The following is a 16,954-nucleotide window of genomic DNA, read 5'->3' as shown; positions in this document are numbered from 1 at the left end:
TGCCCGATGGCAGCGTTTTTTGATGCGCTAGAAAGCAAATTTCAGCAACTATAATCCAAGCGCATATTTAAGCACCTGTTTTTTAACTGGGCCTGAGTGCTCTGCCACTTTCATCGCGAGGTTACGCAGCGCTTTTATACCTGTAAAATTATTGCTAAAGCCTTTGTAGAACACATCCATTCCAGCCTGCATCAATAAATTGTCTTTGCGCCTCCGCTTCTGATATTCAGCCAGCCCTGATTCAGCCAACTCACCCTTATCTGCCGTGATTTCCAAAAGCGCGTGGACGTCTCTAAAACCTAGATTGACTCCCTGCCCTGCTAACGGATTAATAGTATGTGCCGCATCACCGACTAGCACACATCCTTGATAATAATACTGCTGAGCATGACGACGAGTTAACGGAAACGATCCATGCTGAACCACCTTAATATCCCCCAGCTCAGACGGGAAATGAGACAACACCTGTTCACGTAGCTGTTCATTCGATAACGAACTCAGCTGCTTTATCCGAGTTGGTGAATCGTACCAGACTAGAGAAGCTTGATTCCCCGGCAAGGGCAAAAACGAACGCGGGCCCATCGGGGTAAACTGCTGCCAAGTAATATCTTGTTGCTCTGCGGCGGTTTCAACACTGATCAGCATACAGTGATGACGATAATCCCATGCGGTAACACCAATATTAGCCAATTGACGTACTTTTGAGTTCGCGCCGTCGGCTCCAACCACCCAGGTGGCCTGAACTTGCTTACCCGATTCTAAGGTGAGTTGGTTGGTCTCAGCAAATGAGATATCCGCTAATTTATCAGGGCACAAAACGGTTAAATTATCGTACTGCTTAAAATGCTCCCATAAGCCGAGCTGCAAGACGCGATTCTCAACGATGTAACCCAATTGCTCCAACCCTAACTCATTCGCGTGGAAACGAGTTCGGCACTCGGGCATCTCCCAAGTTTCCAAACGGCGGTAAGGGCAAATGCGCATCTCAGCTATCGTGTCCCACACTCCCAATTGCTGCAATATTTTCACCGAGGCGACCGATATAGCAGAAACTCGGATATCCATGGGCTGAGACGGCTGAAAGCTTTCTAAAGGGGTACTTTCGATGATTACGACAGATTTATTCTGTTTTGCTAAGCCTATCGCGAGTGCGGCACCGACCATGCCTCCGCCGACGATTGCCACGTCAAATTTGCTTACTGTTTCCACCTGAGTTCACCCTATTTCTTAATTGTGCTTATTGTACGAATTACACAAAAAAAATGTAACTAGTATTCTCACCGCCCCAAAAAAAACCATAACAGAAACAAGGTTTAATGACTTATGTCAATCTTAGTACGAGCTGAATACGGATACTACATCAAATGAATAAGAACGATTAAATTTATCTAAATCAATTGCTTATATTTTCACATAATAAAAGGCGCATCACTTTGAGTAAAACTCAACCGCCAAACTTAAACATCCCCTAGTCAGCCTGCATTTAAAGCAGTACAATACGCCGCTTAATTGTCGCCATAGGCAATGGCAAGAGCTGCGGCTCAATCGATTTATCACAACAAAACGAGCGAAAGTGAGATGAGTAAGAAACTGCTAATAAAAACCTGGGGCTGCCAGATGAACGAATACGATTCATCAAAAATGGCCGATTTGCTAAACGCAGCAAATGGTTATGAATTAACGGAAGAACCAGCTGAAGCAGATGTATTATTACTGAACACCTGTTCAATTCGCGAAAAAGCGCAGGAAAAAGTATTCCACCAGCTAGGCCGTTGGAAAACTCTTAAAGACAAAAAACCTGGTGTTGTGATTGGTGTGGGTGGCTGTGTTGCGACTCAAGAAGGCGATCATATCCGCGAACGCGCACCGTTTGTTGACGTGATTTTCGGCCCACAAACTCTGCATCGCCTACCAGAAATGATCAAGCGCTCTCAAAGCGACGACGCACCAGTGATGGATATTTCCTTCCCTGAAATTGAAAAGTTTGACTGTCTGCCAGAGCCAAAAGCCGATGGAGTGACTGCGTTCGTTTCTATCATGGAAGGCTGCTCTAAATACTGTACTTACTGCGTGGTGCCATACACACGTGGTGAAGAAGTCAGCCGCCCTATCGACGACGTACTCTACGAAATTGCCCAGTTAGCAGATCAAGGCGTCCGTGAAGTTAACTTATTAGGTCAAAACGTAAACGCTTACCGCGGTCTAACGCACGAGGGTGAAATTTGCTCATTCGCTGAACTACTTCGCCTCGTTGCTTCAATTGACGGTATCGACCGTATTCGTTTCACCACTAGCCACCCGCTAGAATTTACTGACGACATCATCGCCGTTTATGAAGACACGCCAGAATTGGTTAGCTTCCTACATCTACCGGTACAAAGTGGCTCAGATCGCGTTCTGACTATGATGAAACGTCCGCACACTGCGATCGAATACAAGTCCATCATCCGTAAATTACGTAAAGCACGTCCTGATATCCAAATCAGCTCAGACTTTATTGTTGGTTTCCCAGGTGAATCAGCGCAAGATTTCCAAGACACGATGAAGCTTATTAAAGAGGTAGATTTTGATATGAGCTTTAGCTTTATCTTCTCTCCTCGCCCAGGAACGCCTGCGGCAGATTATCCTTGTGATACTCCAGCACAAGAGAAGAAAGAGCGTCTGTACGAACTGCAACAAACCATCAATACACAAGCAATGCGTTACTCTCGCCTTATGCAAGGCACAGTACAACGTATCCTTGTTGAAGGTCCATCGAAGAAAAACTTAATGGAGTTGCGTGGCCGGACTGAAAATAGCCGTGTTGTGAACTTTGAAGGTTCTGCAGACTTGATCGGCCAGTTCGTTGATGTCACGATTGTTGATGTACTCCCGAATTCATTGCGTGGTGAGCTTGTCAGAACCGAGCCAGAAATGGACCTTCGCGTAGCCACCTCCCCTTCTGAGATGAAGGATAAAACACGTCGTGAAAATGAGCTAGGAGTGGCTACCTTTACTCCATAAGCTCGTACTATACTTTCAGTAGGCACCTGCTAAAGTGGGTGCCAACTAATGAGCATAATGTGAGGCAACATTGAGCAATAAAATTGTGACACTAGAGATCACTCTAGAACCCTCAGATAACCGCAGACTTGCCAGCCTTTGCGGACCTTTCGATGACAATATCAAACAATTAGAACGCCGCCTTGGCGTTGAAATCAACTACCGAAGCAACTTTTTCACCATAGTCGGCAAGCCACATACCTCTGCGGCAAGTTTAGATATTCTTAAATCCCTGTACGTCGACACTGCACCGGTAAAAGGCCACACCCCAGATATTGAACCCGAACAAATTCATCTTGCGATCAAAGAGTCCGGCGTACTTGAACAAGATCAGTCAACTGCGATCGAACACGGCAAAGAAGTGACCATCAAAACCAAAAAAGGCATGATTAAGCCGCGCACACCTAATCAAGCCCAGTATTTAGTCAACATGGTCACGCACGATATCAGCTTCGGTATCGGCCCTGCGGGTACAGGTAAAACCTATCTCGCCGTTGCCGCGGCCGTCGATGCTTTAGAGCGACAAGAAATCCGCCGAATTTTACTCACTCGTCCAGCGGTCGAAGCGGGCGAAAAACTGGGCTTTTTACCCGGCGACCTTAGCCAAAAGGTCGACCCGTATCTACGTCCACTGTACGACGCCTTGTTTGAAATGCTTGGCTTTGAACGAGTCGAAAAACTTATCGAAAGAAACGTTATCGAAGTTGCCCCTCTAGCCTACATGCGTGGCCGAACCCTAAATGACGCCTTCATTATTCTCGACGAAAGCCAAAATACGACCGTCGAGCAAATGAAAATGTTCTTAACCCGTATCGGCTTCAACTCTCGCGCTGTTATCACGGGGGATGTGACTCAGATAGACTTACCGCGTGGTGCCAAATCAGGCCTAAGACATGCGATTGAAGTGTTAAGCGAAGTCAATGAGATAAGTTTCAACTTCTTTCAATCGGACGACGTCGTGCGCCACCCAGTTGTCGCTCGTATCGTTAATGCGTATGAAAAATGGGAATCGCAAGATCAAAAAGAGCGCAAAGCCTACGAAAAGCGTCGCCAAGAGGAACGTGAGGCCAAACTGGTCATCACCCAACCTACCGACCTCCCTAAGGCTGAACCGCTCAGTGAAGAAAACAAATAAGGTACCCAGCACGCTTATGAGCATCATGTTAGATCTGCAAATAGCCGTCGAAGAGCAAAGCAACCTCCCGACTGAAGCGCAAATTCAAGAGTGGCTAAACAAAACTGTCTCTCTATTTCAGCCGCAAGCCGAAGTCACAGTTCGCATCGTGGATAGTAAAGAAAGCCAACAGCTCAATCACGAGTATCGAGGCAAAGATAAGCCTACCAATGTGCTGTCGTTCCCGTTTGAAGCGCCACCCGGTATCGAGCTTGATTTACTTGGCGATTTAATCGTTTGTAAACAAGTGGTGGAGTCTGAGGCGGTTGAACAGAATAAGCCTCTTTTAGCACATTGGGCGCACATGGTTGTACATGGTAGTCTGCATCTGCTAGGTTATGATCATATCGAGGATGACGAAGCTGAAGAAATGGAATCACTCGAAACAGAGATCATGCAGGGACTAGGCTTCGAAGACCCGTATCTTGCAGAAAAGCTGCCATCAGCTCAAGGATAAACAAGCAAAGTGGCCAATGTGAGCTATCACACTTTTGATAGCGTGACTTAATAGATGTGCAATGAACGAAGAAAAACCTCCCACAGGTACAGATGGAAGAAAAGACAAGTCAGAAGGTCCGAGTCGAAAGTCCTTTTTTGAACGACTCGGGCAATTGTTTCAAGGTGAACCAAAAGATCGCCAAGAGCTAGTCGAAGTCATTCGCGACTCCGAGATAAATGAGCTCATCGATCACGATACACGCGACATGCTCGAAGGGGTCATGGCGATCTCAGAACAACGTGTTCGCGACATCATGATTCCCCGCTCACAAATGGTTACCATTGACCGCTCCGACGATTTAGAAACCATCGTTTCCTTACTCACCAATGCGCAGCACTCACGCTATCCAGTGATCAGTGAAGATAAAGATCACGTCGAAGGCATTCTACTGGCCAAAGACTTGCTAAAATATCTTGGTTCGGGCTGTGCGCCTTTTGATATAGATCAAGTGATGCGCGCCGCCGATGTTGTACCAGAAAGTAAACGAGTTGACCGCTTATTGAAAGAGTTCCGAGAGGAGCGCTATCACATGTCTATTGTGGTCGACGAGTTCGGTGGTGTGTCTGGTTTGGTCACGATCGAAGATATTCTAGAAGAGATCGTTGGCGAAATCGAAGATGAATTTGATGACGAAGAAGAGCTGGAAATCCGTAAACTCAGCAAGCATACGTTTGCTGTCAAAGCTCTGACAACCATCGAGGAATTTAATGACACATTCCATACTCGTTTTAGCGACAACGAAGTAGATACCGTCGGCGGTTTGGTGATGACAGCGTTTGGCCATCTACCAGCCCGAGGAGAAGTGGTCGAACTCGATCATTACTACTTTAAAGTCACCGCTGCCGATAGCCGTCGCGTACTACAGCTACAGGTAACGGTCCCAGACGAAGAGTCTCTTCCTGCTACCGCTGAAGAGTAATGTAACCTCCCTACTTGGGCAAATCTAAACCACCATCATGATACAACGTATTACTCATTTATTTGCGCGGCCGCTAGCGGCTGCGCTGGTCGGCGCGTCGACTACACTCGCATTTGCACCCTATCATCTTTGGCCAATCGCCGTTATTAGCCCCATTTTATTGTTACTGTTGATACACCAGCGCTCTCCCAAACAAGCACTCGGTATCGGCTACGCGTGGGGTTTTGGCCAATTTACCACTGGCGTCAGCTGGGTGTACGTCAGTATTGCAACGTTTGGCGGTATGCCTCTCATCGCAAACCTATTTGTTATGGGGCTGCTAATCGCCTATCTGGCTATTTACACGGGATTGTTTACTTGGAGTCTGAATAAGTTTTTCTCTGCCCCTAACCTGTCGCGTTTTCTATTAGCTGCGCCTGCTTTATGGCTCGTCACCGATTGGCTGAGAGGCTGGGTCATGACGGGATTTCCATGGCTGTGGCTTGGCTATAGCCAGATAGACTCTCCTCTTGCGTCTTTTGCTCCAATTGGTGGTGTCGAACTCATCACTCTGGCACTGGTGCTATCGTCTGGTGCCATCGCTCTCGCAATTCTAAGCAAACGTTGGAGCTTGGTGCTTATTCCCGCGGTGATCTTCAGTCTCGGATTCGGTCTGCGCAACATTAATTGGGTAACACCTGATCCTGCCAGCCAAACAACACTCGCGTTAGTTCAAGGCAATATTGATCAAGCGCACAAATGGATTCCCGATCAGCGCTGGCCAATCATCGACAAATATACGGTTCTGACCGAAAAGAATTGGGGTTCAGACATCGTAATTTGGCCAGAAGCAGCGATTCCAGCGATTGAGTATGATATTCGGCCATTTTTAAAAGGGTTGGATGCGGCGGCAAGAAAACATGATTCATCGATAATTACTGGAATTATCGATCAAAGTAAGTCTGGGAAATTCTACAACAGTATCCTGACGGTCGGAGATACAGAAAATGGGGCATACCATTACGATCCTGCACAGCGCTACCACAAACACCACTTACTGCCATTTGGTGAATTTGTCCCGTTTGAAAGCCTATTGAGACCGATGGCAAAGCTCTTCGATTTACCGATGTCATCGTTTAGCCGTGGCCCTTACATTCAGCCTAATTTGGTGGCTAATGGGCGATACTTTGCGGCTGCATTATGCTACGAAATTATTTTTGGTAATCAAGTTAGAGAAAATGTCACCAAGAAAACCAATTTCATCTTAACCTTGTCCAATGATGCTTGGTTTGGTCATTCCATTGGCCCAGTGCAGCACATGCAAATCGCTCGTATGCGCGCGTTGGAGTTGGGTAAACCTCTGATTCGATCAACCAATAACGGTATTACCGCTGTGACTGATTTTAAAGGTAAAATCATTAAGAAACTGCCGAGTTTTACCACTGGCGTGCTAAAAACAACCATCACCTCTACCAAAGGGGAAACACCGTACTGGTACGTAGGGCCATACCCCTTATACCTATTGGCAGGTGTCTTCTTAGTTTTGGCAAGGCGCTGGCAAAAAATCCGCCGCTAAAATCAAACCGCACCAAGAGTCTCGCAGCTCACTTGAACTGCGAGATTCATTCCCCATTCGACTAAACCTTCAACGTGTACTCAATCCTAGGTAATCATTCAGCCATCAACAGTCGCTGGGCGTGAATCAAAACTACGGCTTCAATAACTGCCGACTGAACTCACTCTTACCACATTGAATACAAGGAATGATCTTGGTGGGATGGATATATTCGGTTTTGTGACCACAATGTTCACACACTAGGACCCCTAACCCAATCACATCTCCCGCGTGATATAATCCTTGGTGCTCCAAATCCGCAAACAATTCCACCCACTCAACTCTAGTGCGATCCGTAATATCAAGCAGCCCCTGCCAGATTGAATCGCGTATCATCAAGTAAAAGTGCCCGTTTTTTCTGTCCGCATAGTTGTCTGAAAACTCTTTTAGATCATACTTCACATAAGCAGAAATCAGCGCTAATTCATCTTTAGTCAAATCGTTAGCAGCATGAACCCACCTCCCCGAATTTTCCAATACATTGGCAAGTTCGTCTGGGCTATGTTTTAGAGTATCAACAATTTCTTGGAACCGCTGTTCATACCCTTTCTCGTGCTTTGGCATCAGTAATTCCCTCCATGATAGATTGGCTATTGTTGTGCTCCTCGGCTTTAGGTATTCTATGGCGATCTATGAGTGTCTTTTCGAACAGAACTCACAAATTCCAAGATAACCGGATATCATCGATGCAAGAGCAATACAACCCACAAGACATTGAACAAAAAGTTCAGCAGCATTGGGACAACAATAAAACCTTTGTTGTAAGTGAAGACCCAAACAAAGAAAAATTCTACTGCCTATCAATGTTCCCTTACCCAAGTGGCCGACTGCACATGGGCCACGTGCGTAACTATACCATCGGTGATGTGGTGTCTCGTTTCCAACGTTTGCAAGGCAAAAACGTCATGCAACCAATCGGTTGGGATGCATTTGGCCTACCTGCAGAAAACGCGGCAGTGAAAAATAACACTGCGCCTGCACCATGGACTTATGAAAATATTGAGTACATGAAAAACCAGCTTAAGTTGCTCGGTTTTGGCTACGACTGGAGCCGTGAGTTCGCCACTTGTACCCCTGAGTACTACCGTTGGGAGCAAGAGTTCTTTACTAAGCTGTATGAGAAAGGCTTAGTGTATAAGAAAACCTCGTCAGTTAACTGGTGCCCGAATGACCAAACTGTATTAGCTAACGAACAGGTTGAAGATGGCGCCTGTTGGCGTTGTGATACCCCAGTTGAACAAAAGAAAATCCCACAATGGTTCATTAAGATCACAGAGTACGCTCAAGAGCTACTGGATGACCTCGACAACCTAGACGGCTGGCCAGAAATGGTTAAAACGATGCAACGTAACTGGATCGGTCGCTCTGAGGGTGTCGAGCTGTCTTTTGACGTCAAAGGCGAAGAAGCGCCACTGGAAGTTTACACGACTCGCCCAGACACGCTAATGGGTGTGACGTATGTCGGTATCGCGGCTGGCCACCCTCTGGCAGAGAAAGCGGCACGCAATAACCCTGAACTTTCAGCATTTGTTGAAGAATGTCGTAACACGAAAGTGGCTGAAGCTGAACTTGCTACGATGGAAAAGAAAGGCATGGCGACCGGCCTAACTGCCATTCACCCGTTGAACGGACGCGAAGTTCCGGTCTACGTTGCCAACTTCGTCCTAATGGATTACGGCACTGGCGCAGTCATGGCAGTTCCAGCGCACGATCAACGTGACTACGAGTTTGCGACTAAATATGGCATCGACATCGTGCCGGTCATCAAACCCGCTGACGACAGCGAACTTGATATCTCTGAGTGCGCATACACAGAAAAAGGCGTTCTCTTTGATTCTGGTGAATTTGATGGATTGGCGTTCCAAGAAGCGTTCAACGCAATTGCGGCCAAATTAGAATCAGAAAACAAAGGCAAGAAAACCGTTAACTTCCGCCTGCGTGACTGGGGTGTATCTCGCCAACGTTACTGGGGTGCTCCTATCCCAATGGTGACCACAGAAGACGGTGAAGTTCATCCCGTTCCTGCAGACCAATTGCCAGTGATTCTACCTGAAGACGTGGTGATGGATGGAGTAACTAGCCCAATCAAAGCCGACAAAGAGTGGGCCAAAACCACGTTTAATGGTGAGCCAGCACTGCGCGAAACAGATACCTTCGACACCTTCATGGAGTCGTCTTGGTACTACGCTCGCTACTGCTCACCACAAGCAGACGATATTCTAGACCCAGATAAAGCCAACTACTGGTTACCTGTTGACCAATATGTGGGTGGTATCGAACACGCATGCATGCACCTATTGTACTCACGCTTCTTCCACAAATTGCTACGTGACGCAGGTTACGTAACATCTGACGAACCGTTCAAGCAGCTGTTGTGTCAAGGTATGGTACTGGCAGATGCGTTCTACCATACCAATGAAAAAGGCACCAAAGAATGGGTTGCCCCGACTGACGTGACCATTGAACGCGATGGTAAAGGCCGCATCGAAAAAGCGGTAGACGACCAAGGGCGCGAAGTTGAACACTCTGGCATGATCAAAATGTCGAAGTCGAAAAACAACGGTATCGACCCACAAGAAATGGTTGATAAGTACGGCGCAGATACTGTACGCCTATTCATGATGTTCGCTTCACCTGCTGACATGACGCTTGAATGGCAAGAGTCTGGCGTGGAAGGGGCTAACCGTTTCCTTAAACGTGTCTGGAAGCTCGTTAAAGAGCACACAGAGAAAGGTTCAGCAGAAGCCCTTGATACTGCAGCGCTATCTGGCCAGCAAAAAGCACTTCGCCGCGATGTACATAAAACCATTGCTAAAGTAACGGATGATGTCGCTCGTCGCCAAACGTTTAACACGGCCATTGCAGCCATAATGGAGCTAATGAACAAGCTGGCTAAAGCGCCGCAAGAATCTACGCAAGATCGTGCGATCCTTGATGAAGCACTTAAAGCCGTCGTCACTATGCTTTACCCAATCACTCCACACGTCAGCTTTGAAATGTGGTCTGCACTAGGCGAAAGCGATGTTGACAATGCAGCATGGCCTCTATTCGACCAATCGGCGCTTGTTGAAGACGAGAAGCTGATCGTCGTTCAGGTGAACGGCAAACTGCGCGCTAAACTGACGGTGGCCGCCGATGCTTCAAAAGAGCAAGTAGAAGCACTTGGCCTAAGCAACGAACATGTTACTAAGTTCACGGAAGGCAAGACAGTCCGTAAAGTGATCTACGTACCAGGTAAGCTGCTGAATATCGTTGCGAACTAATTAAGAACCAATATAATTTTTAGTGGTCCAAACAGGGTGGTATATTGCCACCCTGTTTATTTATCTTATGTTTTTGGCGACAAAGCCATAAGATAAATTGTTGAGCCAATAGAGAGCCTTCTAGTAATGCGTTTGAATTCCTATCTAAAACTACTGTGTGTTTTTGTCTCCGCCCTAATTCTATCAGGCTGTGGGTTCCACCTCCGCGGCGACTACTCAGTGCCAAAAGAGCTCAGTCAGATGTCGGTCACCAGTTACGACCAATACAGCGTGCTGACCCGTGATGTAAAAAACCAGCTGCGCCTCAGTAACGTAGAAATTGTCCAGCCAGCGGTCGATATGCCAAACCTTCACCTATTGAGTGAAAGTACAGGCGAAACCACCCTGTCTATTTACCAAAATACGAACGCGGCAGAAAAGCAGCTTCAGCTCACCGTCTCTTACCAAGTCACGATTCCCAACCTAGGCTCGAAATCCTTTACCACCAAGGTCACTCGCACCTACCTCGCGAACTCACTCGCAGCACTAGCAAAATCTGTCGAAGTCGACATGCTAGAAAACGAGATGCGTAAAGCGGCCGCGGAACGAATCATGCTGCAAATGGCACGTCTAAAGGCCAATATCAAAGCAGGTTCGATGACACTCGCCAGTGATGAAGACCAATACGACAATGTAACTACGCAACCTAGCGGTGAGGCGTCTAGCAACTCTGTGCCAAATACTGAGGCTGAGGCTGAGCCGGATGCCAGTGCTCCGTCAGCCGATAGCTCACAAGGCCAATAATGCGTCTCTACGCTGATAGATTGGCCAGCCAGCTTAAACAGCATTTGGCCAGTGTTTACCTAGTATTTGGTAACGAACCTTTACTGATTGATGAATCTCTAACCCAGATCCGACAAACTGCCGAGCAGCATGATTTTTCAGAGCAGCACAAGTTCGTCATCAGTGACAAAATGGACTGGAGCCCCTTGTACGACTGCTGTCAGTCTATGAGCCTATTTAGTAGCAGGCAAATCATTGAACTCTCACTGCCAGAAGCTGGCGTTACGGCGGCGATAGCCAAAGAGTTAGTACAATTTGGCGAACAGCTGCACAACGATTTACTGGTTATTATCGTTGGCCACAAACTGACTAAAGCGCAAGAAAAAGCAAAATGGTTTACGGGACTGCTTAACCAAGGCTGCTGGATCAGCTGCCTTACGCCTGATATCGAACGGCTCCCCCAATTTGTCCGCGCTCGTTGCCAAACGCTTGGACTCAAGCCCGACGCAGAGGCCTGCCAAATGCTTGCCCAATGGCATGAAGGCAATCTATCGGCCTTAGCACAAAGCCTCGAAAAGTTGGCGCTGCTGTATCCCGATGGCAACCTCAACCTTGTGCGTTTAGAAGAGTCACTTAGCCGACACAATCATTTTACCGCGTTTCATTGGGTCGACGCGTTGCTTGCTGGTAAAGCCAACCGCTGCCAGCGTATTTTGCGTCAATTACAAAGTGAAGGCACTGAGCCCATAGTGCTTTTACGCACGATACAAAAAGAGCTAATGCAACTCACCAGCATGTCCGATGAAATGCAGCAAGGCAGCCCAATCAGCCAAGTAATGAACCAGTATAAAGTCTGGCAATCCAAGCGCCCGCAGTATACTGCGGCTTTGTCCCGGCTTAGCCAGAGACAGCTCACACAAGCCATGACTTTGCTCGCACAAGCTGAAAGGCTAACTAAAACCAGTTTTGACACATCGCCTTGGCCGTTGCTACAGCAGTTATCATTACAGCTTTGCTACGCCGAACGCGAACTCGCACCCTTATTCCAGTCGTACTAAGCGGCTCTATAATGCTCGTTACCCATACAGAGGATTTTCAATTGCACCACAACGAATTGCCCCACTTTCTAGCTGATAAAGCCGATGATATGAAAGCGAAAAACATCGTCACTATCGATGTGCAAGATAAATCCAACATTACTGATTACATGATTATTTGCACGGGCACCTCAAAGCGCCACGTTGTCTCTATCGCTGAGCACGTTGCAGCAGAAATGAAAAAATTAGGTATCGAGCCACTTGGATTAGATGGCGAAGCTGAAGGCGAATGGGTCGTCTTAGACCTAGGCTCAAATATGCTCCACATCATGCAAGAAGACCATAGAACTCTGTATCAGCTAGAAAAGCTTTGGGGCTAACATGAAGATTCAACTTATCGCCGTTGGCACTAAAATGCCGAAATGGGTTGAAGAAGGCTTTCAAGAATATCGCCGCCGCTTCCCAGCAGATATGCCACTTGAGCTGATTGAAATCCCTGCTGGTAAACGCGGGAAAAACGCCGATATAGCCAGAATACTGCAAAAAGAAGGCGAAGCCATGCTAGCCGCAGTTCCCAAGGGGCATAGAATAGTCACGTTAGATATCCCAGGTAAGAAATGGGATACGGAGCAACTCGCCGAGCAACTGGAAGCCTGGAAGCTGGATGCGCGCAACGTCTCTATTTTAATTGGCGGCCCTGAAGGGCTAGCACCCGCCTGTAAAGCCGCGGCAGATCAAAGTTGGTCTCTCTCCCCTTTGACTCTTCCCCATCCTCTTGTCAGAGTAATAATGGCAGAAAGCTTATATCGAGCATGGAGTATCACTGCGAATCATCCCTATCACCGAGAATAAAACGATATGCTACGAAAACGCAGTCAAATAAGGGATTATAAAGCTGAAGCACGGCTGTTTAAGTTCCGTGCTTTAGTTGCGTTTATCGGCATTGTTTTCTTGCTTGGGTTGCTGTTTGCCAATTTGTACAACCTACAAATAAGCGGCTACCAAGACTATAAAACGCGTTCAAATGACAACCGTATTCAAGTGGTGCCCATTGCTCCCACTCGCGGGCTGATCTATGACCAAAACGGTGTGATTTTGGCGGAAAACCGCCCCGTATTTGATCTTGAAATAACCCCCGAAGACGTCGATGATATCGATGACACATTAGCTAGGCTACAAAGCATTCTGGATATCACTCCGGAGCAAATAGAAGACTTTAAACAAGATTTGCGCCGCAGTCGCCGCTTTAAATCTATCCCAATTCTCACTCATCTGACCCACGAGCAAGTCGCCAAGTTCTCGGTTAATCAACATGCCTTTCCCGGAGTATCCGTCGACGCTAGTTTGACCCGCTACTACCCGTACGGTGAAATGCTGACTCATACCATTGGGTATGTATCGCGTATTAATGATAAAGACATCCAAAGGCTAGCGAACGAAGGCCGCGAATCAAATTATCAAGCCACCCGATTTATCGGAAAAATTGGCATCGAACGTTATTACGAGCCCAAACTGCACGGTATCGCTGGCTATCAAGAAGTTGAAGTCAACAGCCGTGGGCGCGTGATACGAACGTTGAAATATATCCCGCCAATCCCGGGGCAAGATATTGTTCTCAACATCAATATCGATCTACAAAAATACCTATACAAGTTGCTCGAAGGACGACGTGGCAGTGCCATTATTCTTGAGCCTGAAAGCAACGGTGTTTTAGCCATGGTTTCAAGCCCAAGCTACGACCCGAACGCATTCGTTCGAGGTATTTCGAGCAAGAACTACCGTTTATTATTGGACAACAAAGAACGCCCTCTTGTTAATCGTGCCACTTTGGGAGTTTACCCTCCCGCCTCAACTATCAAACCGTTTATGGCCATTGCGGCGCTCAAAGAAGGCGCGGTTACTCCCTATACATCACGTAATGACCCCGGCTATTGGCGTATTCCTAACTCTAAAACAGAAAAAGTTTACCGAGATTGGAAACGTTGGGGGCACGGCGATGTCAATATAACCAAGGCAATCGAAGAGTCTGTCGATACCTTCTTCTATCAAGTCGCCTACGATATGGGCATTGATGATATTTCACGCTGGATGAAGCTATTTGGATTTGGTAAACACACAGAAATTGATATTTACGAAGAAAGCAGAGCCAACATGCCAACGCGAGAGTGGAAACGTGCTCGCCACAAAACTCCTTGGTATGAGGGCGATACCATTCCGGTTGGGATCGGCCAAGGTTATTGGACAGCGACTCCGATTCAGATAGCACAAGCAACCTCAGTACTGGTTAATCACGGCCAAATGAGTCCGCCACACCTGCTGAAAGCAACAATCGACAGTGGTGATGACTTCGATTCTCAAGTTCTAGCAGAAACAGTACCCCCGTTAATGGCTATCCAAGGCGTTCCTGAGCGATATTGGAATATTGCCCTAGAAGGCATGCGTTTGGTCACCAATGGGGAAAGAGGAACAGCGCGTTATTATTTCCAAAACACCCCTTACACTAGCGGTGGAAAGTCAGGAACTGCGCAAGTATTTGGCTTAGCCGAAGGAGAAGATTACAATGCAGAGGAGCTCGCAGAGCATCTCCGCGATCACGCACTATTTACCGCGTTTGCGCCATATAAAGACCCTCGATACATTGTCACTGTCGTATTAGAAAATGCCGGTGGTGGCTCTAGTCAAGGGGGCTCATTTGTTAGAAAAGTATTAGATTTCGCCCTGTTAGGCGATAAGAACGAGGCAAAAAAATAATGGATTTAGATCCTTCCACTGGCCAGAATCGCGCCTTTTTAGAACGCTTTCATATCGACCTGCCGCTGCTACTCGGCGTTTTGGTGTTGATGGTGTTCGCTTTGGTTGTGATGTATAGCGCCAGCGGACAAAATATTCATATGATGGACAGACAAGCAATGAGAATGCTGCTGTCACTAGGCGTGATGATTTTGGTAGCACAAGTCCCGCCTCGCACTTACGAGGCTTTAGCCCCTTTACTGTATGTTGTAGGAGCTGTATTGCTCGTTTGCGTATTGTTATTTGGCGATTCGTCTAAAGGTGCGCAGCGGTGGCTTGATTTAGGTTTCATCCGTTTCCAACCATCAGAGCTACTCAAAATTGCGGTACCGCTGATGGTGGCCCGTTTTATTGGCCGCCGTTCAGTCCCACCGAGTTTCCAGACCGTCGTGATGGCGATGGTACTGGTTATCGTGCCGACGATTTTGATCGCGAAACAACCAGACTTAGGAACCTCGATTCTCATCGCGGCCTCTGGGGTGTTTGTTGTTTTTCTCGCTGGGATTAGCTGGAAGATCATTGCCGCAGCCGCCGTCGCGATTGGGGGGTTTCTCCCTGTAATGTGGTTCTTTTTGATGAGGCCATATCAAAAGGTCCGCGTGCAAACGTTATTTAACCCAGAATCAGACCCGTTAGGGGCTGGCTATCATATTATTCAAAGTAAAATCGCGATTGGCTCTGGTGGCCTGCTCGGTAAAGGCTGGTTGCATGGTACCCAATCACAATTAGAGTTCGTTCCTGAAAGGCACACCGATTTCATCTTCGCCGTTATCGCTGAAGAGTGGGGGCTAATTGGTAGCTTGGCGCTACTCACTGTCTACCTATTTATTATTGGCCGAGGCCTCTATCTCGCAAGTAACTCGCAAACCTCTTTCGGTAGAATGATGGCAGGTAGCCTGACCTTAAGCTTTTTTGTCTATGTCTTCGTAAATATGGGGATGGTGAGCGGTATTTTGCCTGTAGTTGGCGTTCCATTACCATTAGTCAGCTATGGTGGCACGTCTATGGTCACGATTATGGCAGGCTTTGGCATGATAATGTCCATCCATACACACCGTAAAGCATTCTCAAAGGCAACTTAATCAATGAAATTGCAACATGCTGCTATTGCTATCTTAGTCACGCTCCTCGCTGGGTGTGCCTCCTCAGGCCGCTACAACATTAAAAATGACGTCGCTCCAAGCCACCCTATCTCGACAAAACATGTTGAGGACGCCGTGCCGCAATACGAGCCGTATAGCCTTGGCGGAAATAAAGACTACACCGTCTTGGGGCAGCGTTACCATATCGTCACCAATCCTAAAGGCTTCAAGCAAACCGGTAAAGCATCATGGTACGGAAAGAAATTTCATGGCCATGCTACCTCCAACGGTGAAGTTTATGATATGTACTCGATGACGGCAGCGCACAAAACATTGCCGATACCTAGTTATGTCAAAGTGACCAATTTGGATAATGGAAAAACAGCAATTGTGAGAGTCAATGACAGAGGCCCTTTTCATCCCGGTCGCATCATTGACTTAAGCTACGCAGCAGCCAATAAACTTGGCGTCACTCAAACAGGTACAGCCAATGTTGAGGTGGATTATATTAGCGTTGCCAAACCAAGCACGCCGCATAAACAAAACCAACACCCTAAATACATCATTCAAGTCGCCGCATCTGAGCATTCTGCTCGCTCACAAGTCCTGGCCAAGGACTTAGCGCAACGATTATCTGTAACTAGTTATGTCAATGACAATAAGGGCTTATATCGTATCTATTTAGGCCCATTTAGTGACTATAACGCGACACAAAGTGCCCTGAGCAAAGTAAAAAAGCTCGGCTACAGTACGGCATTTATTAAAGCGCAACCAACAACACATTAAGGTTTC

Annotated in this window: 15 protein-coding genes; 13 read left to right on the top strand and 2 right to left on the bottom strand. The window is 47.2% G+C overall.

Annotated elements, in window-relative coordinates; genetic code table 11:
* Positions 1 to 48: 48 nt before the first annotated feature.
* Positions 49 to 1,209: a 2-octaprenyl-3-methyl-6-methoxy-1,4-benzoquinol hydroxylase gene (locus L4C34_RS00670; protein ID WP_428787414.1), complete on the bottom strand. Its 1,161-nt coding sequence runs from the start codon at positions 1,207 to 1,209 to the stop codon at positions 49 to 51.
* Positions 1,210 to 1,578: 369 nt separating this feature from the next.
* On the opposite strand from L4C34_RS00670, the gene miaB reads away from it, so the two are divergent.
* From miaB to lnt, 5 genes are all read left to right on the top strand, one after another.
* Positions 1,579 to 3,003: a tRNA (N6-isopentenyl adenosine(37)-C2)-methylthiotransferase MiaB gene (gene miaB / locus L4C34_RS00665; protein WP_428787413.1), complete on the top strand. Its 1,425-nt coding sequence runs from the start codon at positions 1,579 to 1,581 to the stop codon at positions 3,001 to 3,003.
* Between the two features lie 70 nt (positions 3,004 to 3,073).
* Complete coding sequence (locus tag L4C34_RS00660; RefSeq protein WP_428787412.1) at positions 3,074 to 4,177, top strand: PhoH family protein; 1,104 nt, start codon at positions 3,074 to 3,076, stop codon at positions 4,175 to 4,177.
* Positions 4,178 to 4,193: 16 nt separating this feature from the next.
* The gene (gene ybeY / locus L4C34_RS00655; protein ID WP_428787411.1) at positions 4,194 to 4,673 is read left to right on the top strand and encodes an rRNA maturation RNase YbeY; all 480 of its coding nucleotides are present in this window, start codon (positions 4,194 to 4,196) and stop codon (positions 4,671 to 4,673) included.
* Between the two features lie 61 nt (positions 4,674 to 4,734).
* Positions 4,735 to 5,634: a CNNM family magnesium/cobalt transport protein CorC gene (gene corC / locus L4C34_RS00650; protein WP_428787410.1), complete on the top strand. Its 900-nt coding sequence runs from the start codon at positions 4,735 to 4,737 to the stop codon at positions 5,632 to 5,634.
* Between the two features lie 37 nt (positions 5,635 to 5,671).
* Positions 5,672 to 7,189, top strand: coding sequence for an apolipoprotein N-acyltransferase (gene lnt, locus L4C34_RS00645; protein WP_428787409.1), 1,518 nt, complete (start codon positions 5,672 to 5,674; stop codon positions 7,187 to 7,189).
* A 132-nt stretch (positions 7,190 to 7,321) separates the two neighbouring features.
* On the opposite strand, the gene L4C34_RS00640 is transcribed toward lnt, so the two are convergent.
* Complete coding sequence (locus tag L4C34_RS00640) at positions 7,322 to 7,792, bottom strand: zinc ribbon-containing protein (RefSeq protein ID WP_428787408.1); 471 nt, start codon at positions 7,790 to 7,792, stop codon at positions 7,322 to 7,324.
* Between the two features lie 122 nt (positions 7,793 to 7,914).
* Between L4C34_RS00640 and leuS the strand changes: the two genes are divergently transcribed.
* From leuS to L4C34_RS00600, 8 genes are all read left to right on the top strand, one after another.
* Entirely contained in the window at positions 7,915 to 10,491 is a 2,577-nt protein-coding gene (leuS, locus tag L4C34_RS00635; protein WP_428787764.1) for a leucine--tRNA ligase, read from the top strand.
* Between the two features lie 126 nt (positions 10,492 to 10,617).
* The gene (locus L4C34_RS00630) at positions 10,618 to 11,274 is read left to right on the top strand and encodes an LPS-assembly lipoprotein LptE (RefSeq protein WP_428787407.1); all 657 of its coding nucleotides are present in this window, start codon (positions 10,618 to 10,620) and stop codon (positions 11,272 to 11,274) included.
* Positions 11,274 to 12,311 (top strand): DNA polymerase III subunit delta, encoded by a 1,038-nt coding sequence (gene holA, locus L4C34_RS00625; RefSeq protein ID WP_428787406.1) that lies wholly within the window; start codon positions 11,274 to 11,276, stop codon positions 12,309 to 12,311. The genes L4C34_RS00630 and holA overlap by 1 nt, the downstream gene beginning before the upstream one ends.
* 41 nt (positions 12,312 to 12,352) lie before the next feature.
* Positions 12,353 to 12,670: a ribosome silencing factor gene (gene rsfS, locus L4C34_RS00620; RefSeq protein ID WP_428787405.1), complete on the top strand. Its 318-nt coding sequence runs from the start codon at positions 12,353 to 12,355 to the stop codon at positions 12,668 to 12,670.
* A 1-nt stretch (position 12,671) separates the two neighbouring features.
* Positions 12,672 to 13,142 carry a 23S rRNA (pseudouridine(1915)-N(3))-methyltransferase RlmH gene (gene rlmH / locus L4C34_RS00615; RefSeq protein ID WP_428787404.1) on the top strand — a complete coding sequence of 157 codons (471 nt, stop codon included), beginning with the start codon at positions 12,672 to 12,674 and terminating at the stop codon, positions 13,140 to 13,142.
* Positions 13,143 to 13,148: 6 nt separating this feature from the next.
* Positions 13,149 to 15,041 carry a penicillin-binding protein 2 gene (gene mrdA / locus L4C34_RS00610; protein ID WP_428787403.1) on the top strand — a complete coding sequence of 631 codons (1,893 nt, stop codon included), beginning with the start codon at positions 13,149 to 13,151 and terminating at the stop codon, positions 15,039 to 15,041.
* On the top strand, positions 15,041 to 16,162 hold the full coding sequence (rodA, locus tag L4C34_RS00605; protein WP_428787402.1) for a rod shape-determining protein RodA: 1,122 nt from the start codon (positions 15,041 to 15,043) through the stop codon (positions 16,160 to 16,162). Before mrdA ends, rodA begins: the two co-directional genes overlap by 1 nt.
* Before the next feature lie 3 nt (positions 16,163 to 16,165).
* Entirely contained in the window at positions 16,166 to 16,948 is a 783-nt protein-coding gene (locus L4C34_RS00600; RefSeq protein ID WP_428787401.1) for a septal ring lytic transglycosylase RlpA family protein, read from the top strand.
* The last annotated feature ends 6 nt before the right edge of the window (positions 16,949 to 16,954 follow it).

Origin of the sequence: Vibrio profundum (genome assembly GCF_050337555.1) — a bacterium.
Taxonomy (GTDB): domain Bacteria; phylum Pseudomonadota; class Gammaproteobacteria; order Enterobacterales; family Vibrionaceae; genus Vibrio; species Vibrio profundum.
This window is presented reverse-complemented; position numbering and strand designations above follow the sequence as displayed.

Excerpts from the sequence above, each read along its gene's own strand:
- rlmH (WP_428787404.1), top strand. The coding sequence starts at position 12,672 with ATGAAGATTCAACTTATCGCCGTTGGCACTAAAATGCCGAAATGGGTT.
- ybeY (WP_428787411.1), top strand. The coding sequence starts at position 4,194 with ATGAGCATCATGTTAGATCTGCAAATAGCCGTCGAAGAGCAAAGCAAC.
- miaB (WP_428787413.1), top strand. The coding sequence starts at position 1,579 with ATGAGTAAGAAACTGCTAATAAAAACCTGGGGCTGCCAGATGAACGAA.
- leuS (WP_428787764.1), top strand. The coding sequence starts at position 7,915 with ATGCAAGAGCAATACAACCCACAAGACATTGAACAAAAAGTTCAGCAG.
- mrdA (WP_428787403.1), top strand. The coding sequence starts at position 13,149 with ATGCTACGAAAACGCAGTCAAATAAGGGATTATAAAGCTGAAGCACGG.
- rodA (WP_428787402.1), top strand. The coding sequence starts at position 15,041 with ATGGATTTAGATCCTTCCACTGGCCAGAATCGCGCCTTTTTAGAACGC.
- L4C34_RS00600 (WP_428787401.1), top strand. The coding sequence starts at position 16,166 with ATGAAATTGCAACATGCTGCTATTGCTATCTTAGTCACGCTCCTCGCT.
- L4C34_RS00630 (WP_428787407.1), top strand. The coding sequence starts at position 10,618 with ATGCGTTTGAATTCCTATCTAAAACTACTGTGTGTTTTTGTCTCCGCC.
- holA (WP_428787406.1), top strand. The coding sequence starts at position 11,274 with ATGCGTCTCTACGCTGATAGATTGGCCAGCCAGCTTAAACAGCATTTG.
- lnt (WP_428787409.1), top strand. The coding sequence starts at position 5,672 with ATGATACAACGTATTACTCATTTATTTGCGCGGCCGCTAGCGGCTGCG.
- L4C34_RS00640 (WP_428787408.1), bottom strand. The coding sequence starts at position 7,792 with ATGCCAAAGCACGAGAAAGGGTATGAACAGCGGTTCCAAGAAATTGTT.
- corC (WP_428787410.1), top strand. The coding sequence starts at position 4,735 with ATGAACGAAGAAAAACCTCCCACAGGTACAGATGGAAGAAAAGACAAG.